This is a genomic window from Paenibacillus sp. B01, assembly GCF_009649995.1.
GTDB lineage: Bacteria > Bacillota > Bacilli > Paenibacillales > Paenibacillaceae > Paenibacillus_O > Paenibacillus_O pasadenensis.
Genome location: NZ_CP045802.1, coordinates 434,512 through 460,345 on the forward strand (window position 1 = coordinate 434,512; position 25,834 = coordinate 460,345).

The 25,834-nt window shown below is 66.6% G+C and carries 17 protein-coding genes and 1 riboswitch; of the genes, 10 read left to right on the forward strand and 7 right to left on the reverse strand.

Going from position 1 to position 25,834, the window contains the following annotated elements:
• Positions 1-55 precede the first annotated feature (55 nt).
• Positions 56-715: an HAD family hydrolase gene (locus GE073_RS01985; RefSeq protein ID WP_043111467.1), complete on the reverse strand. Its 660-nt coding sequence runs from the start codon at positions 713-715 to the stop codon at positions 56-58.
• 151 nt (positions 716-866) lie between these two features.
• Positions 867-1,026: riboswitch (cyclic di-AMP (ydaO/yuaA leader) on the reverse strand.
• 681 nt (positions 1,027-1,707) lie between these two features.
• On the opposite strand from GE073_RS01985, the gene GE073_RS01990 reads away from it, so the two are divergent.
• The 5 genes from GE073_RS01990 to GE073_RS02010 all read left to right on the forward strand — a co-directional run bounded on the left by GE073_RS01990 (position 1,708) and on the right by GE073_RS02010 (position 5,606).
• A complete protein-coding gene (locus GE073_RS01990) occupies positions 1,708-2,121 on the forward strand; it encodes a phage holin, LLH family (RefSeq protein WP_028599381.1) in 414 nt (137 codons plus the stop codon).
• A gap of 139 nt (positions 2,122-2,260) precedes the next feature.
• Complete coding sequence (locus GE073_RS01995; RefSeq protein WP_028599382.1) at positions 2,261-2,617, forward strand: transcriptional repressor; 357 nt, start codon at positions 2,261-2,263, stop codon at positions 2,615-2,617.
• 268 nt (positions 2,618-2,885) lie between these two features.
• The gene (locus GE073_RS02000) at positions 2,886-3,644 is read left to right on the forward strand and encodes an AraC family transcriptional regulator (RefSeq protein WP_194843243.1); all 759 of its coding nucleotides are present in this window, start codon (positions 2,886-2,888) and stop codon (positions 3,642-3,644) included.
• Positions 3,645-3,731: 87 nt separating this feature from the next.
• The gene (locus GE073_RS02005; protein WP_028599384.1) at positions 3,732-4,013 is read left to right on the forward strand and encodes a GNAT family N-acetyltransferase; all 282 of its coding nucleotides are present in this window, start codon (positions 3,732-3,734) and stop codon (positions 4,011-4,013) included.
• A 507-nt stretch (positions 4,014-4,520) separates the two neighbouring features.
• Positions 4,521-5,606 (forward strand): tetratricopeptide repeat protein, encoded by a 1,086-nt coding sequence (locus tag GE073_RS02010; RefSeq protein WP_028599385.1) that lies wholly within the window; start codon positions 4,521-4,523, stop codon positions 5,604-5,606.
• 106 nt (positions 5,607-5,712) lie between these two features.
• Here the strand turns inward: GE073_RS02010 and modB are convergent, their stop codons facing one another.
• Together modB and modA are read right to left on the reverse strand one after the other, a co-directional pair.
• Complete coding sequence (gene modB, locus GE073_RS02015; RefSeq protein WP_153782651.1) at positions 5,713-6,414, reverse strand: molybdate ABC transporter permease subunit; 702 nt, start codon at positions 6,412-6,414, stop codon at positions 5,713-5,715.
• The gene (gene modA, locus GE073_RS02020; RefSeq protein ID WP_153782653.1) at positions 6,411-7,301 is read right to left on the reverse strand and encodes a molybdate ABC transporter substrate-binding protein; all 891 of its coding nucleotides are present in this window, start codon (positions 7,299-7,301) and stop codon (positions 6,411-6,413) included. The genes modB and modA overlap by 4 nt, the downstream gene beginning before the upstream one ends.
• 144 nt (positions 7,302-7,445) lie before the next feature.
• On the opposite strand from modA, the gene GE073_RS02030 reads away from it, so the two are divergent.
• Entirely contained in the window at positions 7,446-8,651 is a 1,206-nt protein-coding gene (locus GE073_RS02030; RefSeq protein ID WP_228551233.1) for a substrate-binding domain-containing protein, read from the forward strand.
• Positions 8,652-8,942: 291 nt separating this feature from the next.
• The gene (locus tag GE073_RS02035; protein WP_194843244.1) at positions 8,943-10,454 is read left to right on the forward strand and encodes an MFS transporter; all 1,512 of its coding nucleotides are present in this window, start codon (positions 8,943-8,945) and stop codon (positions 10,452-10,454) included.
• 32 nt (positions 10,455-10,486) lie between these two features.
• Here the strand turns inward: GE073_RS02035 and GE073_RS02040 are convergent, their stop codons facing one another.
• The 3 genes from GE073_RS02040 to GE073_RS02050 all read right to left on the reverse strand — a co-directional run bounded on the left by GE073_RS02040 (position 10,487) and on the right by GE073_RS02050 (position 14,687).
• Positions 10,487-11,533, reverse strand: coding sequence for a hypothetical protein (locus GE073_RS02040; protein ID WP_028599389.1), 1,047 nt, complete (start codon positions 11,531-11,533; stop codon positions 10,487-10,489).
• A 237-nt stretch (positions 11,534-11,770) separates the two neighbouring features.
• Positions 11,771-12,769, reverse strand: coding sequence for a TRM11 family SAM-dependent methyltransferase (locus tag GE073_RS02045; protein WP_153782655.1), 999 nt, complete (start codon positions 12,767-12,769; stop codon positions 11,771-11,773).
• Between the two features lie 355 nt (positions 12,770-13,124).
• On the reverse strand, positions 13,125-14,687 hold the full coding sequence (locus GE073_RS02050) for a CAP domain-containing protein (protein WP_194843245.1): 1,563 nt from the start codon (positions 14,685-14,687) through the stop codon (positions 13,125-13,127).
• 549 nt (positions 14,688-15,236) lie between these two features.
• Between GE073_RS02050 and GE073_RS02055 the strand changes: the two genes are divergently transcribed.
• The 3 genes from GE073_RS02055 (at position 15,237) to GE073_RS02065 (ending at position 23,079) form a co-directional block, all read left to right on the forward strand.
• Positions 15,237-20,738, forward strand: a complete 5,502-nt coding sequence (locus GE073_RS02055) for an S-layer homology domain-containing protein (RefSeq protein WP_153782658.1) — start codon at positions 15,237-15,239, stop codon at positions 20,736-20,738.
• A 209-nt stretch (positions 20,739-20,947) separates the two neighbouring features.
• Positions 20,948-21,631: a response regulator transcription factor gene (locus GE073_RS02060; RefSeq protein ID WP_028599396.1), complete on the forward strand. Its 684-nt coding sequence runs from the start codon at positions 20,948-20,950 to the stop codon at positions 21,629-21,631.
• On the forward strand, positions 21,628-23,079 hold the full coding sequence (locus GE073_RS02065) for a HAMP domain-containing sensor histidine kinase (protein WP_153782660.1): 1,452 nt from the start codon (positions 21,628-21,630) through the stop codon (positions 23,077-23,079). Before GE073_RS02060 ends, GE073_RS02065 begins: the two co-directional genes overlap by 4 nt.
• A gap of 208 nt (positions 23,080-23,287) precedes the next feature.
• Here the strand turns inward: GE073_RS02065 and GE073_RS02070 are convergent, their stop codons facing one another.
• Positions 23,288-25,765, reverse strand: coding sequence for a family 43 glycosylhydrolase (locus GE073_RS02070; protein ID WP_153782661.1), 2,478 nt, complete (start codon positions 25,763-25,765; stop codon positions 23,288-23,290).
• Positions 25,766-25,834: the final 69 nt, after the last annotated feature.

The following is a 25,834-nucleotide window of genomic DNA, read 5'->3' on the forward strand; positions in this document are numbered from 1 at the left end:
CTCTCCCCTTTCGAATCGTCGATGCTTCTCTCTGTCGATTTTACGGAATATTCGGTCAAATCAGCACATGGCGGTTGAAGTCGATCTGCTCCAGCGAGTCGGCCAGATGGGTGCAGGGGCCGAACTCCAGGCCGCGCGTAATCGCATTCGGCGCGACGACGCAGCGGATGCCGGCCGCATGGGCGGCTTTGGCGCCGTTGGGCGAATCCTCGATCGCGACCGTCTCCTCCGGCTGTACGCCGAGCGCCTCCATCGTCTGCAGATACAGGGCGGGATGGGGCTTCACCTGCTCCACATCGTCGGCGGTGCGGATGACCTCGAAATAGTCCAGCAGGCCGAGCTGAGCGAGAAACTTGACGACCCATTCGCGCTTGGAGCTCGAAGCGAGTCCGATGCGCATGCCTTGGCGGCGCGCTTCGTCGAGGTAGGACTGGACGCCCGGGCGGATCGCCTCCCGCTCCATGAGGCGGGCGTGGCGGAGATGGACCGCATCGCGGAATTCGGCTTTGTCGATTGGCAGGCCGAGATCGGTCATGAGATATTCGTACGGATTGAAGCGATGGAGGCTCGTGCCGATGCAGCCGGAGTACATGTCGAGCGACAGGTCGACTCCATGCTCCTTGTAGGCGTCGCGGAAAGCGGTATACCAAGCGGTCTCGGTGTCGATGATCGTCCCGTCGAAATCGAAAATGACGGCTTTAGTCGTTTGGTTCAAATGGATCTGCTCCCTTTCGTCGGTAGGATGGGGGCGGCAGTCCGGCAGAAGCGGGGGCCAGGAACAAAGCTCGGAAGGAGCTCTGCCCGGAGATGAGGATAACGCAAACAGACCCGTTGCAAGGCAAGCGGGCCATGGAAGCATACGCTGATGAGTGACCCATCTCAGGCTGACGAGGTTAGCTGACGGACTCGGGTGGATGGTACCCTACGCTCGCTGCGGACCGGTGGCCGCGGCGGACGATTCGCCCCTGAAAAGTGGTTTCCCCGCTTCCCGGAAAATGGCTGCCGGGAACTAAGCACAGAACAATCGTACCTGGCTTGAAAAAGATTGTAAAGGGAGGCATTGGCCCAGGAATGGCGTCCGCCCGCAGGGTGGAAGCGCTGTCCGGGAGCTGCTGCGGACGGCGGGAGCGGAGCGGCCGGGCCGCAGCCCGCAGTCCCGGTCGGGACGAGCCGCCGGACGGCATGGAATGCCGGCGGCTGCGGCAATGGAAGCGCTGCCGGATCGCCTTTGCCGAAACCGCCTTCAACGGGCTGCGGAAGAGCGGAGAGAACCGCGTTTCATGCCGGGAGCACGGCTGCGGAAATCATGCGGATTCCGCCTGGAAAAAATTTTTTTCAAGGCCGGACGGAACCGCTTCCGGCAGCGAGGATTGACGAGGGGAGGGCGCATCCTTTATGGTAGGGACAAGAACATTTGTTCCCTTCCCTCCCTTTTTATCGCAATAGGGGAAGCGCTCTTTTAAAATGGCGAACAAAGAAGGGAAACGCGAGGCGAAAGCCTAATTCTAGGTACGAGTCCGCGAGCCGATTGGCGGCTGGCGAGCCGCAGGCGGCTGCTTCCGAACATGCCGATCGCGGTTATGTCAAGGGTATCCCCTGCGCCGCGGACGGATGAGAGGAGGCGATGCCGCGACCCGGCCGAAGCCGGAGAGGCAGAAGCGAGCCCTGCTGTGGGCAGACACCTTGAGGAACAAAGGAGAACGGTTCATGATGGAAAACGAAGATTGGCCCCTCTGGGCGTCTTTTGCGGAGGATGTGCTGACGGCGCTGCTGGCGCTTGCCGTCATTGTCATGGTGCCGATTCTGTGCCGGCGCGGCGTCGCGTACTTGACGGCGAGAGTCGGCGAGCAGCAGCGGGTGCTGCTGCACCGCATCGCCGAAGAGGCCGCGGCGCTCGCCGAGTCCGCCTATCCGAACGGTGGCGGGCCGCAGAAGCTGGCCATGGCGATGAAGTATGCGCAGGAGCAGGCGCAGCGTCTCGGCATCCGACCGGGCTCCGAGGTGCTGCGCGCCTCCATCGAGAAGGCCGTCTTGGACTACAATGCCATGATCAAGCCCTGGGAGGGCATCCCGGCATCGGCCGTCATCCGCAGTCCCTACGGGGAAGGCGTGAGCCAGTAGCGGCAGGATCCGAGCAGGGGAAGGAGACGCTGGCGGATTGAAATGGAGCGGAGCGCCGAAGACAGACGTTGCAAAGCTCCCTTGAGTTAATTATAATTATTATCAAATAGAATTAATTCGTGAAGGGAGTAGGTTCGCTATGGCGATCGCGCCAAATGGACGCAATGCTGCCCCGTCGCCCTTGTCTCCTGCCGCTCCGTCCTCTGCCTGCCGCTTGCAGGATGCCGTCGATCAGATCGAGGCGAGAGGCATCCGCCTCAATCCCCAGCGCTATGCGCTGCTTGAATATATCTACACCGCCGACCGCCTTTCCACCGTCGAGCAGCTCGTCCGCGAGCTCCATGTCTCCGGGCATGGCCGCGGAGCGGGAGCGACTGCCGTCTACAGCCAGCTCCGCGTCTTCGAGCGGATGGGGCTCGTGCGCGAGTCCAAAAGGGACGGCGAGGTCCCGTGTTACGGACCCGCCCTTGCCCGCAGCTCCCGTCCCGCAGTCTGACGGTCCAAAGCTTTTTCGTGCCGCTGCTCGTCTTCGGAGCAGCGGCTTTTTCCATTCCTGCCGGATCGCGAGAGGCGGCGCCGAAGGAGGAGACGGGGAGGGAGATGGATGCTGCCGGCAAAACGCCTTTAATTGACAATGAGAATCATTTTCACTAAGATGGAGAAACAACAGGTTGTCGATCGCGCGATGCAGGACATTCTTCAGACAAGGACGGTGGATGCGAATGGGCGCAGGAGAGAAACAGGCCGGACCGCAGGAGTTGCCGATGCCGCGAGGGCTGGACGAGATCTGGTTCAAGCTGCGGGATGCGGCGCCGTTCGGAGCCGCGGGGCTGACTCCGGTACGGCCGGAATGGCAGTCGGACTTTCGGCTCGTCGCCGTGACGGGCGGCCAGGGCATGCTTGCGGCCGGAGACCGTGCCGTGCCGCTGCGGAGCGGCGTCGTCTATATCAGTCCGCCCGGAGAGAACCTCCGCGCGGATGTCGCCGCCGCCTATCGGCTGGAGATGTACGTGTTCCGGTTCCAGGCGCTGACGCCGGACGAGACGGACAGCGGAGCCGTGCCGCTGCCGCGCCATGCTCCGGAGATTCCGCTGGCGGGCGAGCCTCTTCCGTACCCGGCTACGGCGCTCGTGTCGCTGTGCAAGACCGTCTGCGCATGCAGGAGCAGCCTGGATCCGCTGGAGCGGTTCCGCGGGCAGACCGTCTTCGAGGATCTGCTGCATCGGCTGTTCAAGGAAGCGCTGAGCGGGTCGGAGCAGCAGCTCGACGCGGCGCTGGAGACGGTCCGGACCTACATCGAGCAGCATTACGAAAAGGAAGTTACCGTGAAACGGCTGGCGGAGATGTCCCGCATCAGTCCCCGCCACCTGATGCGCCTTTTCAAGGAAAGCTACGGCATGACAATCGGCGAATACACGAAGGAGCTGCGGCGGGCGGGAAAGCGCCCGGCGGGCATGCTTGCCCGCAGCGCGCTTGCCGAGCGCTACCTGCTGCCGGAAGCGGCGGGCCATCGGTTCGGCTGAACGATCCTGACTAAGACCGGCCTTCTCGGGGTATGACATAAGGGAAGGCGGGAGCCGCACCGGCGCCGCCCAAAGGAGGAATCGTCCATGGCTGAACCAGCGCCGGAAAAATCGGGAAACGGCTACGTCATCCGCGAGGGCGGAGAGCCGATCGGAGAGATCACCTACGCCCCTGCGGCAAGCGGCAAAGTATGGATCGTCGACCACACGTACGTATCGCCCTCGCATCGGGGACGGAGCCTGGCGGCGAGCCTGCTGCAGGCCGTCGTGGACGAGGCGCGCCGCGAAGGCGTCAAGATCGAGCCGGCCTGCTCGTATGCGGCCGCTCAGTTCAAGCGGCGCAAGGACTACGCCGACCTGCTCGCCTGAAGGCGAGCGGATGGCAACGGACGGCCGCCGCATAGGCCGTCGGAGCGGCGGAGCGTCGCATAGGCCGTCCGGAGCGCCGCATCGGCCGCCAGGGCGCCGCATAGGCCGGTGGAACTCTGCATCGGCTGTCAGGGCGCCGCATAGGCCGGTGGAGCGCTGCATAGGCCGTCAGAGCGCCGCCATAGGCCGGCGGAACGTTGCATCGGCTGCGGCCGGACCGGATCATCCGGGTCCGGCTTTTTGCCGTTCGCTCCGCAAAACTCGGCTGGAACAGCTGTTGGGGCGGAGGGCCGGAGCCGGCTGCAACAAACGGTATTTTCCGTACGTCTACTTAGTGGAATCTCCCAGTATCCGCATTCATCCCCGGCTATGGTATAATAGACGGGATATTGTCCCGGCAGCGGCCCGGAAGCCTGGCTTGCGCCAGCATGGAGCGCTGCGACTGGGGAAGCAGAGAGGAAGGAATTCGACATGCAAAATCAAACTTCCCCGCAAGAAGCAGGGACATTGAAACCAGGAATCGAGAACTTATTCTCCATCATATCCGGCGAGATCGAGAAGCGGACGGAGCTTGCCGGCGAACAGGGCGATGCCCTGAACGGCCTGCTCGAGGAAGCTCGCCAAGCGATCGCCGGCGAAGACTACGCCGCCGCCGAGACGCATCTGGGCGGCATCGTCGAGCGCGAGCCCGAGCTGGGCGCGGCCCAAGCGGCCGTGCTATACGCGCTCATTGCCCAAGAGAAGTGGGAGGCGTTCGAGGAGCGGGAGAAGGCGCTGCTGCAGACGGCCTCCAACGCCGACGAGCAGGCAGACATCCAGGCGATGGTCGCCAACCTGCTCGGAGAGCTCGGCCATTACGGCCGCGTCGTGGAGCGCCTCGAGGCGCTCGTCGCCGAGCATCCAGAGCGCAAGTCGGGCTTTGCCGCCCTGCTGTCCGCAGCGTACATCCGGACGGGCCGCGAAGCGGATGCCTGGAGCGTCGTCGAGGAAGCGCTGCCGGCCGAGGGCGAGGAAAAGCCGGAGCATCTGCCGCTGCTCGTCGCTCAGATCAACCGCGTCATCGACCTTAAAAAATGGGACCGCTGGTCCAAAATTCAGCCGCGCGTCCGCCGCTTCCTGAAATCGCTGGAGCAGGGCGACGATCTCGTCCGCGCCCGCATCGTGCTGCTGCTCGAGTGCCAGTCCTACATGCAGGCGGGACGCTTCCGCGAGGCCGAGCTGTTCGCCGAGCTCGTCTACGGCATGGACAGCAAGAGCGAGGAGATCCGCGAGCTGCGCAAGCAGATGCAAGAGATGCACGCGCTCAGCAAGGAGCTCGAAAAGCTTCAGAAGGACACGGCCGTCCACCCGGCCATCGTCATCCGCAACATGGAATGGTACTATGGCGAGTTCAACGAGGAAGCCGCCGCCGGCCTTCGCGCCCAGCTGCCAGCCGAAGTGCTGAGCCGCCTGGATGCCGATCCGGAAAAGCTCATGCACGGCATCCTGCAGCTGCGCTTCCGCTACCCGGCGTTTTACCGCCGCTACCAGGAAGAATGGCAGGAAGTATACAAGCAGAAACAGGCTGAGCTGGCTCAGCCGACCGGCAAGTAAAGCGAAGCTAGGATCAATAGGACGGGCCATGCAGAGCGGAAAGCTCTCTGCATGGCCCGTCTTTTTTGGCTTCTTGCGGAGGAAGGCATGCCGGCAGAGACGCCGATCAGCGGGAGCGGCGGTCGGACGGCGAGCCGGGGCGGATGCCTCCTGTGCAGAGCAGCAGGACGAAGGAGAAGGCCACGATGGCGGCAGTCCACGCCCAGGCCATGCCGGTCTGTCCGCTGTCGACGGCGACATAGATGGCCGTCGGCACCGTCTGTGTCACGCCCGGGATGTTGCCGGCGATCATGAGCGTCGCTCCGAACTCGCCGAGGCTGCGGGCGAAGCCGAGCACGAAGGCGGCGAGCAGCGAGCGGTATGCGAGCGGTAGGGCGACGTAGCGCAGCACCTGGAGCTCGCTGGCCCCGGCGGACCGGGCGGCCTGCTCCAGGTCGGGATCGATGGAGGCGAAGCCGGTTTTCATCGTCTGGTAGACGAGCGGAAACGATACGACGACCGAGGCGATGACCGCGGCCCACCAGGTGAAGACGAGCGGCGACGAGAAGACGGCCTCGATCAGCCGCCCCGCCCAGCTGCGGCGGCCGAGTCCGACGAGCAGCACGAAGCCGACGACGGTCGGCGGCAGCACGAGCGGCAGCAGGAACGCCGTCTCGACGAGCAGCTTGCCGCGCAGCCGCGTCCGGGACATCCAGCGCGCGGCAGCCGTGCCGGCGAAGAGGGCGGCGATCGAGGCGAGCAGCGCGACTCGCAGCGAAAGCAGAACGGGAGGCCAGAAGGCCTCCCAGTCAATGGCAGATAAACTCATGGCGCTTCGGAGAAGCCGAAGCTGCGGAACACGTCCAGCGCCTCCGCAGAGCGGAGATAGTCGAAGAAGGCCGCGGCTTGCTCGGGATGCTCGCTCTCGGCGAGCACGGCCGCCGGGTACAGGATCGGCGAGTACGCGGCGGGATCGACCTCGAGGGCGATTTTCGCCTTGTCCGAGCCGAGCGCGTCGGTCTCATAAACGAAGCCGGCATCGGCGTTGCCCGTCTCGACCATCTGCAGCACGGCCTTGACGTCCTTGGCCTGCACGAGCTTGTCTTTGAGGGCATCCCACAGTCCGGCGCCGTCAAGCGCCTGTTTGGCGTATTGGCCGGCCGGGACGCTCTCCGGGATGCCGACGGCGATGCGGGAGTACGCCGCGTCCTGAAGAGCGTCCAGGCCGCTCGGCGCCAGCGTGCTGTCCTTGGAGACGGCAAGCACGAGCTTGTTGGCCAGCAGATCCGCTGAATGGGCGGCGTCGACGAGCCCGGCGTCGGAGAGAGCCTTCATGTTCTTGGTGGAGGCGGACAGGAAAAGATCGGCGGGAGCGCCTTGCTCGATCTGCTTCTGCAGCGTGCCGGAAGCGCCGAAATTGAAATTCAGCTCGATGTTCGGGTTCGCGGCTTCGAACGCGGTCTCGATCTGGCCGAGCGTCCCGGTCAGGCTGGCGGCGGCGGAGACGGTCAGCTGGACGGGTTCGGCGTCCGCCGGAGAAGCCTGCGGCGACGGCTCCGTGCTGGCGGCGGCGGACGGAGCCGGGGAGGCGGTGGCCCCGCTGTCCGTGCGGTTGGAGTCGGAGGCTTGTCCGCAGCCGGCGAGCAGCAGCGCGAATGCGAGCGCCAGGAAGAAGGCGCTTTGGAACGGGAAGGCAAAACGGCGGTATCGGTTCATCTCTCTTACTCCCTCTAATCCATATGGTTTTGTTATATCTAGATATAATTAGTATGATTATATAGAGGGGGAGAGCCGTTGTAAATGAGCCGATCCGATCTATGGTAAACTGGAGATCGACACTATCGCTGGGGAGATACCGCCATGCCGGATGAATCCTATACGACCGAAGACATCGCCCGCCTGCTGAAAATATCGAAGCTGACCGTCTATGATCTCATCAAAAAGGGGGCGCTGTCTGCCTACCGGGTCGGCAAGCAGATGCGAGTGGACGCTTCCGATCTGGAAGCCTACAAGCAAAAAGCCAAGGAACGGGAAGCCGGCGCATCGGCGTATGGCGCGCGTTCGGACAAGCCTGGGCCAGGCGCGCAGCGGGACCGGACAGGGCCGGGCGTGCACTCGGACAGGGCCGGATTGGCGTACCCGGACCGGACAGGTCCGGACATGCACTCGGACAGGATCGGGCAGGGAGTTTACTCGGACCGGACAGGTCCGGGCGTGCACTCGGACAGGCCCGGATTGGCGTACCCGGACCGGACAGGGCTGGGCACGTCGTCGGACCCGACAAATCCGGCCGCGTCGATCGGGACGCCCCGGGGAGAAATCGGCAGCTTCGAGGCCGCACGTCCGCTGGCGGCATTCGAGCCTGCGCATACGGTCGTCCTGACCGGACAGGATCCCGGCATGGACTTGCTTGCCGCTTATTTGTCCCGGGCGGGCTTTCGGCCGCTCCGTTCCCATAAGGGAAGCCTCGACAGCCTGATCGACCTGTACCAGGGAGCCTCCGACGTCGTCAGCACCCATCTGTGGGACGGAGATACGGATACGTACAATCTGCCTTATATCCGCAGGCTGCTTGTCGGAGCGCCATTGATCGTCGTCAATCTGCTCGTCCGGCCGGCCGGGCTGTACGTCGCCCAAGGCAATCCGCTCGGACTGACGGGCTGGGGCGATCTCGGCCGGAAGGACTTGCGCATCGTCAATCGGGAGCGCGGCGCCGGAGCGCGGGTGCTGCTGGACGAGCAGCTGCGGCTGCACGGCCTGGCGGCCGACGGCATTGCCGGGTATGACCGATGCGTGAACAGCCATCTGGAGATTGCGGCGGCCGTCGCTTCCGGCGAAGCGGATGCCGGAGTCGGCATGGCGAAGGCGGCGGAGCTTGTCGGCGGACTTGATTTTCTGCCGCTCATCCAGGAGCGGTACGATCTCGTCGTCCTCCGGACGAAAGCGAACGAACGGCTGCTCGCGGAGCTGCGCCGCGTCCTGGAGCTGCCGGCTTTTCGCAAGGAGCTGGGCGCCATTACGGGCTGCGACGTGAGCCGGACCGGAACCGTCTGGCTGGAGGCTTGAGCGGAAGGGCCGGCGAAGGAAGACGAAAAGGCGGCGGCCCGTGCCGAGAATGCGAACGCGGTCGACGAAGAATTGAGCATGGCCGCATGGCGCGCCCCCGCGGGGCGCGCTATTTTGTTCTCGGATGGCATGAATCCACGGGAAGAAGAAGCTCGGGATCATGCGTGTCGAATCAAAACGGCATTGACACGCAAAGCCTGCCTTCCGTATGATGACTTTATAAAGAAAAATATTTATAAAGTTAAGGCGTGGATCAAGCAGTCGGTTCAGCCGAAAAGGAGCAGGTCACCTATGAATCAACCGCGACAATTCCGCTGGCTTTGGGCGGGCCAGAGCATCTCCAATCTGGGCGACGCGCTCTACCTGCTGGCGATCGTGACGATCGTCTACAAGCTGACCGGCTCGGCGCTGTTCTCCTCGCTCGTGCCGCTCGCGCGAGTGGCAGGCCAGCTGGCCTGCGGCGCAGCCGCGCCGATCGTGATGGACCGCTGGCCGCTGACGAGGCTCATCAAGCTCTCTCAGCTGCTGCAGGTGCTGCTGTTCCTCATGCTGCTGCTCGCCGTGCGGGGGCTGACCGAGGACGGCATCGGCTACGTGCTCGTCCTGATCGGGCTGCTGAGCTTCACCGACGGAATCACGACGCCGGTGCGCAATGCGCTCGTGCCCCGGTATGCCGGCAAGAAGCAGCTGCTGCGCGCGAACGGCCTCATGTCGACGACCGACCAGATCGTCATGATGGCCGGCTGGGCGGCCGGGGGAATCATCGTCGCTTGGCTCGGAGCCTCGCCGGTCCTGAACGCGACGCTCGGCATCTATGCTGCCGCGCTGTTCATGACGCTGCGCCTGCGCGAACCGGAAGGCGCAGGAACGGGAGAGGGCGCGAAAGCGGACGGAGGCGTAGCGGCGGCTAGCGGCACGAAAGCGGACGTGGACGGAGCTGTGGCTAGCGGCGCAAAAGCGGAAGCGGGCGTAGCAGCGGCTAGCGGAATGAAAGCAGATGTGGACGGAGCGGCGGCTAGCGGCACGAAAGCGGACGCAGGCGTTCGCAAGGAAGCAGACGCGAGGAGCGATGCTGGAGCCGAATGGAGCGAGAGCGCGCAGGCTCAGCGCCGCGGCGGCTCTGGGACGAAGCCGGAGAACGGCGCATGGGCCTCGATCCAAGAGGGCTGGCGGAACATCTGGCGCAATCCGGTGCTGCGGCTCATCTTTTTCATCGAGACGATCGAAGGCACGGTGAGCGCGACATGGATCGGAGCGCTGCTGCTCGTGTATGCGACGGAGCAGCTCGGCTCCGGCACGCAATGGTACGGCTTCATCAACGCCGGCTACTTCGCCGGCTGCATCGCGGGCGGACTGCTCGTCGTCGCCTTCACGCGGCGGCTGTCCCGCCAGCCGGCGCTGTCGATCGCGGCGGGCGCGGGCTTGATGGGACTGTTCACGCTTGCTTTCGCCTGGACGACGGCTCCGCTGCTGGCGCTGGCGCTCGTCGTGCTGATGGGGCCTCCGCAGCAGCTGCGCGAGGTGACGAGACGGACCGTATTCCAAAAGGTCTGTCCGCCGGAGCAGCTGCCCAAGGTCATGAGCGCCGAGAACACGCTTGTCTATTCATTGTTCGGCCTGTCGGTCGTGCTGCTGTCCTGGATGGCGGATCGCTGGGGAGTCGGAGCCGTCTATGCGATGGCCGGCCTGTTCTACCTGACGACCGCGATTCTAACGGCGCTGTTCCGGCATCGGATTGATGCTGCCGCCCGGGAAGCGGACGCGGCGGAGGCCGCCGCCGAGGCCCAGGCGGCTGCCGGATAGGGACGCGGCAATCGGAGCGGCCGCCGAGCCGCTCACCCGGCCTTGACGCCGTAGCCGGCCAGCTGGCGGCGGGCCTGCTCGGCGATGGCGGAATACTGCCGCTCGAGCTCGACGATCGCCCGCCACTGAGCGAGCAGCTGCGAGCCGCTGCCGAGCATCGAGCCGAGCGCGCGCTCGACGAGCGCGGCGTCGCCTTTGCGGGCGGCGGCGGAGAAGTCCTTGATCGCGTCCCGGAGCGCCGCCTCGGGAATGCGGGCGGAAGCCTTGCGGACGCGCAGCGTATCGTTCAACGGCTCCAGGCCGGCAAGCGTCTTGCGGACGTCGGCGATTTTGGCCGAGCGGGCGCGGCGCAGCTCCTTGAGCTGATCCTCCTGCAGGCGCACGGCCTGTCGGGCGAGCTGCACGCCGCTTTTCATCAGATCGGCCTGCAGCCGCAGCGCCTTGGCCATCTCTTTGCTGCCGGCGCTGCGGCTGCGCTGGCCGAGCGCCGTATAGCCGGCGTAGAGCGGCTCATAGACGCTCTTGGCCTTGGCGATGCGCGCCTGCTGGACGCGGATCGCCTCGTCGTCGATGGCGGTCGCGGCTTGGCGCACCGCCGTCGCCAGCTTGGCCGCAGCCGCATGCGCGTCCTGCGCCTGCTTGCGAGCGGCGTCAAGCTCCTGCAGCTGGGCGGCGTACTGCCGCCTGCGGTCGTTCATCCGCTTGGCCGCTTCCGGCGAAGCCTTGGCGGCGGTCTTTTCGAAGGCGGCCTGCGCGCTTGGGCTGATCTCGATCGAGGAGGCGGCTGCCGGCGCGGCAGGGAGCACGAGCAGCAGAAGCAGCAGGAGCGGAACGGAAAGGAGCGGGCGAAGACGGCCCGTACGGGCCGGGTCGCGCTTGGCGGACGGGGACGCCGGGACATCGGCAAGAGAAGCGGGCGAGGCGGCGACAGAGGACGGCGGAGAGCCGGCGGCAAGCGCAGAGAAAAGCGGGCCATGGAGCGGAAGCGGAGACGGCTCGGGCGCAATCGGGACGGGACGGCGGACGCGCTTCGGACGGGCGGGGACGCGTCTCGGACGGACGGCAGAAAACAACGGCATGGGCAAGAACCTCCTCTGGAATCGCCCCTTGCAAGGCGAATCGGCATTCGCCGTCCTCTGACGGCGATGCAGCTTCGCTGGCGAGAAAGACAAGCTCGGCAAGCGGCTGAGCCTGTCTGTCAACGCAAAAAGCACCGCAGCAAAAAGGCTCGAGTCGAGCCCAATGCTGCGGTGCTTCCGCATGCTTGGAGCGTACGTATGTTCGTGAAATCACTATACCAAGGCCGGCGGAGGCTGTCAACCGTCTTCGAGGCAAAGATGGAACAGCCGGACGAAATGCCCTTTGGTCAGCCGCGCGGTCGCCTCGATGCGGAAGCCGGCCTCTCGGACGATCGCCTCGATCGGCTCGGTCGTGACGACGACGGCGCGACCGGACAGCCGGCGCAGCGCGCGCAGCATGCCGAGCTGCTCCTCCGGCGGGGAGACGGAGCAGAGATTGTACGGCATGTCGAGCACGGCGGCGTCGAAGGCCCCGCCGAGCGCGCGCATGTCGCCGATGGAGACGAGCTCCTCGGCATGGCCGAAATGCCGCAGGTTCTCCCGCGCTCCGACGGCGGCGAGCGGGTTGAGGTCGTTGCCGCGGCAGGAGAAGCCGAGCGAGAGCGCCTCCAGCAGCACGGTGCCGATGCCGCAGCACGGATCGACGAGCGAGCTGCCGGCCGGCTCGCCGGGAGCGGCGATGTTGACGGCGGCGCGCGCGGCGCGCGTCGGCAGCGCGGTGGAATATTGGCGCGGCTTGTCCTGATGCCGCAGCCAGAGCGGCTCCGCCTCGGCCAGCTCGCCGGCCAGCCAACGGCCTTCGTGCCGGGTGAGTCCGTAGACGACATCCGGCCGCTTGAGCTCCGGCTCGCCGGTGACGGCGAGGCCGAGGGCTCGTTCCAGCTCAAGGCGGCGGCGGTCGGGATGCTGGTCCGGCGCCCCCGTTTTCACATAGCGGGCTCGAAACAATCGCTCTCCCGGCGAAAGGACGGCTCCGGCCAACTCCAGCAGCTCCGGCTCGGAGGCGGCGTCGGCGCGGATGTCCAGGCGCTGCTTGAGGAACGGGCTGCGGCTCGGATCGAGGCGGCGGGCATGGCGGAAGGCGCGGCTGTCCGGCGTCATGAGGAAGCCGGGGAACAGGCAGGCGAGCTCGAGCGCGCACAGCTCGGCCTCGGATTCGTGGCAGGCATAGACGTAGAGAAAATCGCCGGCGATGGGCGCAGAGCCTTTGCCGGGACGGGATTTGGTCGGATTCATAGAAGGCGGTTCCTTTGCGTATGTCGTTCGGGGCGCTTCGCCGCCGATGCTTCATTGTACCTCGCCGGGGGGAGGGGAGGCCAGCGGCGCGCGGGGCGGTGCAGGCGGATGGGGCGGCGGACTTGCGGGACGGAGGAGCGGGCGGAGGCGCGTTGCTGGGAACACGGAGGGATGAAGGAGGGACAAAGGAGGGATGAAGGGGTGAAAAAGGAGTGAAAAAGGAGTGAAAAAGGAGGGGCGAAGGAGCGGAAAAAGCGGAAAGACCCGCGGCCCATCGGGGCGGCGGGTCTTCGGCATGCCTGGGAGGGCTTGCGGCAAAGCGTGAGGCAAAAGCCTATGGCAGGGCCGGGAAGGCTTACGGCTTGTAGAAATTCTGCGTATAGCGATAGTCGTAGGCGCCTACGCCGAGATTCGTGTAGCTTTCCGCTAGCATCGCTTTGCGGTGGCCGGAGGAATTGAGCCAGCCGTTATGCGCTTCGATGGCGGAACGGTAGCCGTAGGCGATGTTCTCGGCGGCCGCGACGTAGCGGATGCCTTCGGCCTTCATCCGGTCGAACGGGCTGATCCCGTCCGGATCGGTATGGCTGAAATAATCGCGCTTGGCCATGTCGGCGCTATGCTTGCGGGCCGCAAGGGCCGCCGTGTCGTCCCAGGCCAAGGCATGGAGGCTGCGCTTGGCGCGCAAGGCGTTGGTCAGATCGAACACCTGCCGCTCATAACCGGAAGCGAGCGCCTCGGCGGCCGGCTCGGGACCGGAAGGGGCGCCGGCAACGACGAGCACGGCGTCGAGCTTGCCTTCGTCGAGCGTATCGAGATAAAACGTCGTGCGGATGCCTCCGGAAGCAAAGCTATGCGTCTTGGCGGATCCTTCGATCTTCTGGCCGGAAGCCTGCTGGAGCGCGGCGGCGCTCATGCCCGGACGAAGCGTCTTCCACAGGCCGCCGCCGTCCTCGTAGGACGCCGGGGAGCCGGAATAGAGGGCGACGACCTTGCCGCTGGCCACGCCAGCCTGCATGTAGCGGCTGTAGTCCTTGTTGTAGACGTACCAGGTGAAGCCTTCGAGCGCGGGGTCCTTGCGGTCCGGAGCTCCGAGCGCTTGCAGCAGCGACGCTTCGCTGTCGCCAAGCTGGATGCCGCGCAGCTGCGGCCCGGCCGCGGCTGTCGCCGGAGCCGGCGTAGCCGAAGGCGACGGCGAGGCGGACGAAGCAGGCGATGCGGATGGCTTCGGCGAGGCCGAAGGAGCAGGCGAAGCCGAAGGCGCAGCGGATGGGGCCGGAGAGGCGGACGGCTGCGCCGGGTAAGCCTGGAGCATGCGGCGGAGGAGGGCGACCGCCTCCGCGCGGGTCAGCGTGCTGCCGCTCTCGTAGCCGGCAGCCGTCGACGCCGTGCGCCCGCTCGCGATGCCTTCCGCGAGCAGCCAGGCCACGGCGTCGGCTTCGCCTCCGGAGCGCCCGGCGACGGAGGCCAGCAGCCGCGCGGCCTCGCCCCGCGTATAGCGGGCGGCCGGCTGCGCGGCATGGAACGCTGCCCAGCCTTCGGCGGCGGCAGCGGCATAATACGGCGCGTGCCAGGCCGCGCCGGAGGCTGCGCCCGCGGCAGGCGGGGCGCCGTAGGCGCGCGCCGCCAGGGCGAGGAACTCCGGCTCGCTGAGCGCAGCCGAGGGCCGGAAGCGGCCGTTGCCGTCGCCTTGGGCGAAGCCGGCGGCGACGGCCCAGGCGATGTCGCCGGCGGCCCAATGCTTGGCGGGGACATCAGCGAAGCCGGCTCCTTGCGCGGAGGCGGACGAAGGAGCGGCGACGCTGCCGGCGAGCAGGGAGGCGGCGAGCAGGGATGCTGCCGCGACGCGGACAGGATGCTGGCTCTGCGGGGAGCCCGCGAGGGTGGCGGATGGGCCGAAGAGGTTGCTGAAGAGGTTCATCAAATCTGATCTTCCTTTCTGGATGCGGGAATGGATGTCCATTGGACGCGCGGGACAGGCCGAGGTCGTGCGGAGTGGATCCAATTGCTCCGAAAGTCCCGATTGCGGAGGGAGTTCCGACGCTGTAACCCGAAAAAAACGGGCTGCAGGAGCCGGGAGGCCAGAATCCGACGCCGTAACCCGAAAAAGTCGGGCTGCAGGAGCCGGGAGGCCAGAATCCGACGCCGTAACCCGAAAAAATCGGGCTGCAGGAGCCGGGAGGCCGAAATCCGAGGCCGTAACCCGAAAAAAACGGGCTGCAGGGGCCGGGAGGCCGAAATCCGACGCCGTAACCCGAAAAAATCGGACTGCAGGAACCGGGAGGCCAGAATCCGACGCCACAGCCCGAAAAAAACGGGCGGCGTCCTTTTACCGTTTCTCCATCTGCTTCTGACGCCCGGCTAACAAAAGTTCTTTAGCCTAGTAAAGATTGGGTTCGAGATGGAGAGACATCGGATCGCGGACGGGCGGGATGGACAAGCCTGCTGCGACAAGAGGAGGAACAGGAACGTGCCGAAGGAAGAGCGGCGCCAAGGGCTCCAGGCGCAGGGATGGATGACAGGGAATAGGGAGGCTTCCGCCGGAGGTACCGGCTCCCGAATCGGCGAGGCTTCTGGCGAAAAGGCGGCGGCAGTCGCCGCTTGCTCCGTGCGGGACGGCCGGGGCCGGCAGGACGGGCAGCGTTCCGTGCGGGACGACCGCCGCCGGCAGAACGGGCAGCGTTCCGTGCAGGCTGAGCCGCACAGGACGCTCAGCCTGCGCGGCCTGCAGCGCCGCCTGCGGCGCATGCCGTGGCGCAAATGGCTCGCCGGCGGACTCGCCGCGAGCCTGATCGCGGGCCTGCTGCCCGTCGCCGGCCCGCTGCCGCAAGCGGCGGCAGCCCCGGCTCCGAACGGCGGCTCGCTGTCGCCGGTCATCGTGACGGAGATCGTGCCCGACAACGTCGGGACCGACGTGTATGAATTTTTTGAGCTGCACAACGTCAGCGCCGCTCCGCAGGATGTGACGGACGCGCTGTACTACCGCTATACGGCCAGCAGCTCGCCGGATCTGAAGTTCAGCCTCCCGGCGAATACCGTGCTTGCCCCCGGCGAGACGAAAGTGTTCTGGAACAATACGGAGAAGAAGGCGCTGGCCGCTTTCAATGCCTTCTACAAGACGGAGCTGGCCGAAAGCCAGGTCGTCTCCCTGCCGGCCCAGACCGGCGGGTTCTCGGCGTTCGCCAATGACGGCAACCGCGCCGTCGTCGTCAAGAGCGAAGGCCAGGACCTGGCGATCGCCGCGTACTTGAAGGCCGACATCAGCAGCAGCGGGACGACTCTCGATGTCCACTACCAAGCCTCCCGTACGGCCGAGCAGGGCAAATACGCCGTGCTGGCCGTGCCGACGCCGGGCTCGGTCGAGGCGGGCCAGCTGATTGCGCCGCCGCTACCCGTCGTGCCGGGCCAGCCGGTCCTCGCGCATGAGCCGGCTGCGTCCGCCAAGGGCGGACAAGCGCTGCCGATTATCGCGCAGGTAGCGGACGGCGACGGCCAGCCGCTCCAGACGGCGACAGCGGCCGTCTATTACCGCACGGTCAACCAGGCCGTGTACAAGAGCGCGGCGCTGCGCTCTGCGGACGGCGGCGGCACCGCGTTTGCGGGCAGCATCCCGGCGGCGGCCGTCGCCGAGGAGACGCTGTACTACTACATCCAAGCGGACAACGGCGGGGTCAAGGGCACGACCCCTGCCGCCGCGGTCCAGGTCGAGCTGCCGCAGGCCGATCCCGACCGCGTGCCGCCGCTGCTCGTCACCGAGGTGACGCCGGATACGGCGAACATCGGCGGCTCCGACGGCTACGAGTTCATCGAGATCTACAACAATACGGATCGCGAGCTCGATTTTGGCGATTACAAGCTCTACTACCGCTATCCGGAAAAAGGGCCGGAAGCCGATGTCGTCTGGGCGAGCGATCCGGAGCAGGTCACGATTCCGGCGCAGAGCGCCATCGTGCTGTGGGTCATCAATGCGGCCAACGGCTCGGCGACGGCCGCCCAGTTCAACGCGAACTTCGGCAGCTCGCTCGTCGAAGGGCAGAACCTGTTCCGCGTGCACAGCGCCGGCATGGCCAACGGCTCGCCGCGCGCGCTCGTCGTCGGCACGAACGCGCATGTCGACATCGCATCCGCTTCCTATGAGGCGGCGGACGTCAAGGCGGACAAGGGCATCCAATACCGCTACCCGACGCTCGGCGGCAAGGACATGCTGAATCTCGGCCCGGCCGCGGCCAAGTCGACCCCCGGCAGCGTAGAGCCGTGGCAGCTGCCCGCCCGTCCGGTCCATGCGGCCGACGACGCGGCTGCGCCGGCGCTGCTCGACCGCACCGGCGTCGCCGAGGCGGACGCGTCCAAGGACCTCGACATCCGGCTCGAGGCGGAGGACGAGAACGGCATCAAGTCCGTCCGGCTCCAGTACCGCACCGACAAGAGCGATTGGGCGAGCTTTTACCTGACGCAGGACTACAACGACACGTACTATCACTACCTCATCCCGGCGGCCGACCTGATCGGCAAAAGCTACGTCGAGTACAAGGCGGTCGCCTCTGACGGCCAGAACCGGACGGAGCTGCCGGCCGTGCGCGTGCCGGTGAAGGATGGCCGCGACAAGTCGCCGCTGCGCCTGAACGTGGCCGAAGGCCAGTTCGTCCGGGGCGTGCAGACGCTCAAGGGCACGGCGGAGCAGCATGCGCCGAACGAGCTGCAGCTGGCGCTGGACGGCAAGACGGTGACGGAGGGCGTGTACGCCTCGCTCGAGCAGGACGCCTATCTGGCGTTCGACGTCAGCGGCGTCGACTACTATTTCAAGAACGCGGTGACGATCGGCAAAGAGATTCTGTATACATTCATGGATCCGATCCCGTCGTGGCGCACGCTGCTCTATCCGATCGGCCAGGAGCGGCTGAAGGCCGGCGACAACGGCATCTGGATCCGGGTCGGATCCAAGTCCGGTCCGTTCGACGACCGCACGGAGGAAAACAAGGACGACTTCCAGATGCGCAACGTGCGCCTCATCCTGGCGGACGGCACGATCATCTACGATCCGGCTTATGCGGACCGGAGCAAGGTGCTGGAGATGGGCGACAAAGGCAAGATCGAAGGGATCGAGTTCAAGTTCCCGCTGCTCGCCGAGCAGCTGCGCTCCCGCACGTACGCCTGGGATACGACGGCGGAGGCGGACGGCAAGCATGAGATCGTCCTGACGGGTCCGGGGGGCTTGTCGCTCGCCCGCAGCGTCGTCGTGGACAACGCGGCTCCGGTCATCGCGCCGACCGTGGAGGAAGGCCGGACGTACCGCGGCGCCTTCGCGATCGACGCGGCGATTACGGATGCGCTCTCCGGCGTGAAGGCCGCTGCGGTCGCGGCGACGCTGGACGGCAAGCCGGTGAAGCTGCCTTTTGCGGCGACCAGCTCCGCGCTGGGCGGCGGCGAGCATGTCCTCGTCATCGCGGCCGAGGACAACGCCGGCAACCGGACGGAGCGGACGGTCCGCTTCCTCGTGCCGGACGAGAACCCGCTGGCGCCGGAGCTCGTCGCTCCGCTGCAAGGCGCGGACGTCTCTGGCACCTCGGCGGAGCTGGCCGTGCGGGTCGTCGATCCGACGGGCGACGAGCTGAGCGTCGGCTTCTACGAGGGCTTCAAGCATAGCGCGGAGCGGAAGGAATCGTTCCGGGCGTACGCCGGCCAGGCGGCCGTCGAGCCGCCCCCGGTGCTGCGGCCGGAAGGCGAGCGCGAGCTGACGGCGGACGAATACGCCAGCATCGCGTCGGCAGACGGGGACAAGCTGGTGAACGACGCCACGGACGCTTTCCCGTACCACCGCTTCGAGATCAAGCTGGACGCGGCGGTGAAGCCGCAGGACGAGGTTCGTCTGGAGTGGAAGGGCAGCTCGCTCGCGGGCCGCAAGGTGACGCTGTACGCCTGGAGCGCGTCCGCAGCCAAGTGGGAGCGGCTGGCGCAGAACGTGCCGGCGGACGAGGGGCCGTTCGAGCTGAGCGCCTCGGTGGAGGCAGGCGCCTACGCCGTGGACGGAGTCGTGCACGCGCTCGTGCAGGACGAGATCGCTGCCGCTCCGGTAGCCGCAGGCGGCGACGGGCAGGAGGGCGGAGCTGCCGCCACCGCCGCCTCGGAGCGGGGCTATGATTTCTCCTTCGTCTGGATGTCGGATACGCAGTATTATTCCGAGAGCTGGCCTTTCATCTATGAGGGTAATACGAAGTGGGTGCTGGACAACCGCGATGCGATGGACATCCAGTATGTCATCCATACCGGCGACATCGTGGACAAGTCGTACAAGCCCGAGCAGTGGGACAATGCCCAGCGGGCGATGAAGCCGTTCGACGACGCGGGCATGCCGTACGGCGTGCTGGCGGGCAACCATGACGTCGGCCACCAGACCGGCGACTATACGGAGTATGGGAAGCATTACGGCGAGGACCGCTTCAAGGACAAGCCTTACTACGGCGGCTCCTACGAGAACAACCGCGGCCACTACGACCTGATCTCCGCCGGCGGCCAGGACTTCATCATCGTCTACATGGGCTGGGGCATCGGCGAGGAGCAGATCCAGTGGATCGACGGCGTGCTGAAGCAATATCCGGAACGCAAGGCGATTCTCGCCTTCCACGAGTACCTGCTCGTCTCCGGCAACCGCGCTCCGATCGCCGACGAGATCTACGAGCATGTCGTGACGAAGAACAAAAACGTGTTCGCCGTGCTGTCGGGCCACTACCATGACGCCGAGACGAAGATCGACGAGATCGACGACAACGGCGACGGCGTGCCGGACCGCAAGGTGTACCAGATGCTCGCGGACTACCAGGGCGCGGAGATGGGCGGCCTCGGCTACATCCGGCTGATGCAGTTCAACCTCGCGGCGAACCGCGTGGACATCAAGACGTACTCGCCGTATCTCGACGACTACAACTACTACGATGCCGACGTGCATCCTGGCAAGGACGAGTTCAGCCTCGAGCTGAACCTGGCCCCGATGGTCAAGCGGGTCGCGACCGACTCGATGACCGCGAGCGTGTACACGCAGACGCCGATCGGCTCCGTGCAAAAGGCCGCGAGCGGCGCTGTCGCGCGCGCGGCATGGACCGGCCTGACGGACGGGCTGCATCAATGGTATGCCGTCGCCCGCGACGAGCATAGCGGCTATGCGCGCTCCGACATCTGGAGCTTCGCGGCGAAGGGCGGCGCAACGCCGACGCCGAAGCCGACGACAAGCCCGACACCGACGCCGAGCACGTCGCCGACGACAAGCCCGACACCGACGCCGAGCGCCGAGCCGACGCCGGGTACGGGCACCGGGCCGGGACCGATCGCGACGCCGACGCCAAGCGCGAGCCCGACGGCGAGTCCTTCGCCGAGCGCGGCTCCGTCGCCGACGCCGAGCGCCAGCCCGGCTCCAAGCGCAAGTCCTGCGCCGAAGTTCAGCGACGTCGAGCCGGGCCACTGGGCGGTCGGCGCGATCGGCCGCGCGGCAGCGCTCGGCATCGTGACGGGCGACGCGGACGGCCGCTTCCGCCCGGACGCCGGCGTGAGCCGCGCCGAGCTGGCGACGATGCTCGGCCGCGCCCTCGGCTGGCCGGACGGCGGCCGCGCGGACAGCTTCGCCGATGCGGCGAAAATTCCGGCGTATGCCCGCGGCTATGCCGCCCAAGCGGCAGCGGCCGGCATCATCGGCGGCTACGCGGACGGCACGTTCGGGCCGCAGCGCGCGTTGACGCGCGCCGAGCTCGCCGCCGTCCTGGCCCGCGCCGCCGGGCTGCAGACGCCGGCCGGCGCCAAGCCGGACTTCGCCGATGCGGCGAAGATTCCGGCCTGGGCGAAGCCGTACGTGGCGGCCGTGCAAGACGCCGGCCTCATGAACGGCATCGGCGGCGGCCAGTTCGCTCCGGCCCAGCCGGTGACGCGCGCCCAAGCGGCCGCGGCGCTGATCGGGCTGATCGACCTGCGGGCGAACCGCGGCTAGGAGCCTTCGGCCGAGCGCGGCCGCATGACGCGGGCTGCCATCCATGTTAAAATTCAGACCTGGCGGAGAGGGCATCCCTCTCTACCAGGTCTTTTTCCATTATAGGCCGGGCTTTTAAACGAAATTTAACTACCGCGCGGCCTTCGGGAAAGACTATGATGAAAGGATCAGCTAGCGGCTCGAACACAGGGAAGCGGAGGAGGCGGCGCATGAACGGAAAAGCGAGGCTGCTGTACATCGAGGACGATCCGGAAATCGGCGGCTGGCTGTCGCGCGATCTGCGGGAGCGCGGCTACGAGGTGGAGTGGCGGCAGAGCGGCGAAGGAGCGGAGGCGCTCGCGGAGACGGCCGACATGGCGATCCTCGACGTGATGCTGCCGGGACTGGACGGCTTCACGGTCGGACAGAAGCTCAAGCGAGGCTGCCCCGGCCTGCCCATCCTCATGCTGTCCGCCCGCTCGGCCGTCGAGGACAAGCTGCAGGGACTGCGCTTCGCCGACGATTACATGACGAAGCCGTTCCATCCGGAGGAGCTGGCCGCCCGCATCGAGGTGCTGCTGCGCCGCTTCGGCAAGGGCGAGGACCAGCCGGTGCGTCTCGGCCATCTGCTCGTCCGCCCGCGCGAGCTGACCGTCACCGACGGAGAGAGCGGAGAGGAGATCGCGCTGACGCCGAAGCAGCTGCAGATTCTGCTTTTCCTGCTGCGCCACCCCGGACGCATCCTGACGAAGGAGCAGATCTACGAGTCGGTATGGGGCGAGCCCTACCTCGAGGGGGACAAGACGGTCATGGTGCATATCCGGTACTTGCGCGAGCGCATCGAAAAAGACCCCGCCAACCCGTCGCTGATCGAGACGGTGCGCGGCATCGGCTACCGGGCGAGGCCGTCGTGAGCCGCCTGCCATCGCCCCGCCGCCTGCTCCGCCGACTCCGCCGGCCGTCGCTGCTCCTGCGCTACGGCGGCATCGTGCTGTCGGCAATCATCCTGCTGCCGCTGCTGCTCATGCTCGTCGGCGTCGTGACGATGACGTCGCTCGGCTGGCTATGGCCGCGGGACGAGCCGTCAATCTATTCGGACACGACGAAGCTGCGCCTCGCGTGGGAGGCGGAGGCGGCCGCGATGGGCGGGGAAAGTCCCGCTGAAGCGGCCGCCCGCATGGCGGCCTGGAAGGAGCGCTACCCTCGCGCCTATATTTTTCGCGTCGATGCGGAGGGCCGGCTGCGGGACGTCATGCCGGCGCGCAAGGACTTGCCGTCCGTCTGGTCCGCGGCCTATACGGTCGAATATATGAAGGATGCGGTGAGCGGCGACCGCTTCACGGTCGTCAGCTTCGTCGGCTCCTCGCGCACGGAGGGCTTCATCGCGATGGAGGTGCCGCGCTATTTGACGCTGCCCTACTCGCAGCGAATGGACCGCGTGAGCGGCGGCGTATACGCGGGCGGCGTGCTGCTCATGCTCGGCCTGTTCCTGCTCGTGTCGATGCTGTTCTTCCTGCGCATCCGCCGCCGCCTCGTGCGGCTGCAGGCCGCGATGGAGCGCCCGTCGGCCGGCGGCCTGCCGGAGCCGGTCGAGCTGTCGGGCGCCGACGAGATCGGACGGCTCGAGGGCAGCTTCAACGGCATGGTGCGCCAGCTCGAGGACGCCCGCCGCCGCGAGCGGCAGGAGGAGGAGCTGCGGCGGGATCTCATCGCCCGCCTCTCCCATGACCTGCGCACGCCGCTCACCGTGCTGCGGGCCCATGCGCATACGCTGGCCAAGGAGCCGCTCGGACCTTCCGGCCGCGAGTCGCTGGCGCTCATGACGGGCAAGCTCGATTATCTCTCGGAGATGATGGAGAACCTCTTTTCCTACAATCTGCTGTCCGCGGGCAAATATCCGTACCGTCCCGAGCGGCTCGACGCCGCCCGGCTCGTCCGCACGCAGCTGGCCGCCTGGTACCCGGCGTTCGAGCAGGCCGGCCTCGAGCTGGAGTCGGATCTGCCCGAGGAGCCGCTCTGGTGGACCGCCGATCCGCGCTGGCTGGAGCGCGTGCTCGACAACCTGCTGCTCAACGTGCTGCGCCACGCCGCCGCCGGGGGCTGGTGCGCCGTGCGCCTGTCGCCGGAGGCGGGCGGCACGCTCCGCGTCGAGGATCGCGGCCCCGGCATGGACGCTCCGTCCGCGGCCAAGGGCAGCGGCCTCGGGCTGGCGATCGCGGAGCTGATGCTGCGCGAGCAGGGGCTCAGCCGCACGGTCCGGTCTTCGCCGGAGGGAACGGTCGTGGAGATCCGGCCGGCGGAGCGGGCTGGCGCGGACTCGGCCGCCGGCGGCTCGGCGGATCGAGGCGCAGATCAGCCCTGAGGCGGGAGGAGCCTCGGCCCGGCTCTGTCCGCAAGAGAGACGGCCTTCGCATCCCCACGCCGAACCTGCGGACATGCGCCTAGCAACGCTGACGCTCAAGCGCTCCAAAACCTGAACAGCCCGACCGGGATGACGCAATCCCGGTCGGGCTTTTTCTACGGAGAAGGATTGCTCCGAGCCTTCTCCGGCAACCGGCGCGGACTCGCCCCTACGGCGTCACCTTGACGTTGTCGAAGCGAGTCTCGTTGTACATCGAGCGCAGCCCGGCCTTGCCGTGCAGGAAGGGGGACGGGCTGTTGTCCGCGTAGGTCAGCTTCGGCGCGTTCATGTCGCCGACGTAGACGCGGATGACAGGCCCGCTGACAGACACCTTCATCTTCTGCCAGGCTCCCGAGGCGATCGGCAGCGGCGCGTAAGCGAGCTGCTGCCAGCCGTAGTTCATTTTGCCGAGATAGACTCCGTCCGGCTTCAGGAAGGCGTAGTACCCTTGCACATAGTCCGGGTTGTTCGCCAGAACGGTGCCGTTCGACGGGTTGTTCACCCGCGTCAGGATGCCGGCGTCGCCGGTCGTGCCGACCAGCTTGATGTCCGCCTCGACGGAGTAGTCCGACCACAGCGAGGAGCCGACGACCGTCTTGGCAAAGCCGCTTCCCGCCGCAGCCAGCTCCCCGCCTGCGACCGACCAGCCGCCCTCGAAGCGCGTCCAGCCGTTGTCGTTGCCGTCGCCAAAGTCGTCCGCAAATACGCTCGGAGCCTGCCCCCGCTCGAACGTCAGGCTGCTGAAGTCGAACTCGCCCTGCACCGTCTCGACCCTCAGCTCATGGTAGCCCGCCGTCAGGTAAAGCCCCTTCTTGGCGACGTTGATCCACTTCTCCCAGTCGCCGCTGCCGCTCGACTGCACGACGCCGGTCAGGTCGGCCGCGCCGTCCCAGATGCGGAAGCCAACGGAAGGGAATGTCGTGGCGACGCGGGCGCTCACGTCGTACAGGCCGGTCTCGGCGACGTTGACCCGGTACGTGAGCCATTCTCCCGGCTGGTTCCAGCCGACGACCTCCTTGCCCTCGGCCGCGGAGGAACGGATGTCGACGCCATCGCTCCGATAGGCGCCGCCGGTATTGCCGGCCGTCAGGTCATGGTAGCCGACGCCCTCCCCGCCCTTGCGGTAATGGACCGCCTCGATCGTGCCCGGCAGCGGCTTGTAGGCGTTCCAGACGCTGCTGCCCTCGACGTCGTTGCTGAACGCCGTGTAGCCGAAGTCGGCGTGGGCGTCGAGCGTCGAGTAGCCGATCCGGCCGCCGCCGAGCCCGCCGACTGCGCGCGTCTGCTTTTTCATGCCGTCCACATAGATGGAAAAGGCCGAGCCTCGCTTCTCCACGCGGATCTGATGCCACTTCGTATAGTCGTATCCAGCGGGCAATGCCGAGTATTGCCAGCCCTGCGAGACGCCGCCGACGACGAAATTCGTCTCGAGCCGGTTCAGCTTGCGGTTCAGCACGGCGGTGCCGTAGCTGTTCTCGTCCGTATAGGAGAACACCGCTCCATACAGCGGATTGGCGCTCGTGCCCATCTTCATCTGCTTGGCATGGAATTCGGCCGTATAGTCGGACTCGGTCGAGGCGGCCGTCACCTGGCGATGCCAGACGGAGGTGCCGATCGTGTCCTGCCACATCAGCTCCTGGTTGTAGATGCCCCAGGTCCCGCCGCCGACGTTGGTCCAGCCGGAGCCGATCGCCGTCCGCGCGAACCGGTCCTCGAACGTCGGTCCGGCCGGATTCGGCTGGGCGCCGGCCGTCGGGCCGAGCACGGTCATCCGGCCGCCGTTCCAGGCGACGCGGTCGAGGTTCATCTTGCGGCCGGGATACGTGGCGTTGCCCTGCGAGGCGTGGCTGTGATACACCATGTAGTCGGAGTCGAGGTCGGGACCTTTCACCATGGAGCTGTGGCCGAGGCCGACGTTGCTTCCTTCCGTGCGGATGAGCACGGGATTTTGGCCTGCGGCAGGGACGAAGCCGGTCGTCGGGCTCGAGCCGGCCGCATAGTCGACGCGGTAGGCGGTGCTCCAGACGTGGTTGCCGGTATAGGTCATGTAGTAGGTTCCGCCCCGCTTGAACGTCGTCGGTCCCTCCGTCCAGCCGGCCATCGAGAACCCGGCGGACACCGGCGCGCCGAAGGAGAGCGGCGAGCTCATCGGCCGGACGTCGATCCGGTCGGCTCCCGTCGAGTAGAAATACCAGCGGCCGTCGTCGTCGATGAAGACGTGGCCGTCGATGCCCATGCCGAGATTGCCCGTCTGCACGGTGAACGGTCCGAGCGGGCTCGGACTCGACAGCACGTAGTGGCCGTGGCCGGCCGGCGACGTGTACATGTAGAACTGGCCGTTCCAGTAGACGACCTCCGGCGCGTAGGCGCCCTTCGTGAGCGGGTCGGTCGCGCACAATCCGCGGTAGGTCCAGTCGACCAGGTTGGTCGACGACCATACCTTCACGCCGGTCTGGTCGTCGACCGTGCTGACGTAGAGGTAGTAGACGCCGTTGAACTTCAGGAGGTACGGATCGCCCTCGCCGTAGAAATCCCCGTTGGCCCAATGCCAGGGGGAGGGCAGCGAGAAGGGGTTGCTGTAGGCTCCCGCGGCGGAAGGGAGCAGCACGAAGGCAGCGGCGGCGAGCAGCAGAGGCTTCCATTTCATGAACGATCATCTCCTTTGAGCGGATAAAAGCAAAAGCTTGCCTTCCCTAGGGCATCGGGCCTGTCGCCC

Bases quoted from the DNA above. Each gene is read 5' to 3' on its own strand.
- GE073_RS02000 (WP_194843243.1), top strand. From the start codon at position 2,886: ATGCCGCGAGGGCTGGACGAGATCTGGTTCAAGCTGCGGGATGCGGCG.
- GE073_RS02005 (WP_028599384.1), top strand. From the start codon at position 3,732: ATGGCTGAACCAGCGCCGGAAAAATCGGGAAACGGCTACGTCATCCGC.
- GE073_RS02050 (WP_194843245.1), bottom strand. From the start codon at position 14,687: ATGAACCTCTTCAGCAACCTCTTCGGCCCATCCGCCACCCTCGCGGGC.
- GE073_RS02030 (WP_228551233.1), top strand. From the start codon at position 7,446: ATGCCGGATGAATCCTATACGACCGAAGACATCGCCCGCCTGCTGAAA.
- GE073_RS02060 (WP_028599396.1), top strand. From the start codon at position 20,948: ATGAACGGAAAAGCGAGGCTGCTGTACATCGAGGACGATCCGGAAATC.
- GE073_RS02035 (WP_194843244.1), top strand. From the start codon at position 8,943: ATGAATCAACCGCGACAATTCCGCTGGCTTTGGGCGGGCCAGAGCATC.
- GE073_RS02040 (WP_028599389.1), bottom strand. From the start codon at position 11,533: ATGCCGTTGTTTTCTGCCGTCCGTCCGAGACGCGTCCCCGCCCGTCCG.
- GE073_RS01995 (WP_028599382.1), top strand. From the start codon at position 2,261: ATGGCGATCGCGCCAAATGGACGCAATGCTGCCCCGTCGCCCTTGTCT.
- GE073_RS02070 (WP_153782661.1), bottom strand. From the start codon at position 25,765: ATGAAATGGAAGCCTCTGCTGCTCGCCGCCGCTGCCTTCGTGCTGCTC.
- modA (WP_153782653.1), bottom strand. From the start codon at position 7,301: ATGAACCGATACCGCCGTTTTGCCTTCCCGTTCCAAAGCGCCTTCTTC.
- GE073_RS01990 (WP_028599381.1), top strand. From the start codon at position 1,708: ATGATGGAAAACGAAGATTGGCCCCTCTGGGCGTCTTTTGCGGAGGAT.
- modB (WP_153782651.1), bottom strand. From the start codon at position 6,414: ATGAGTTTATCTGCCATTGACTGGGAGGCCTTCTGGCCTCCCGTTCTG.
- GE073_RS02045 (WP_153782655.1), bottom strand. From the start codon at position 12,769: ATGAATCCGACCAAATCCCGTCCCGGCAAAGGCTCTGCGCCCATCGCC.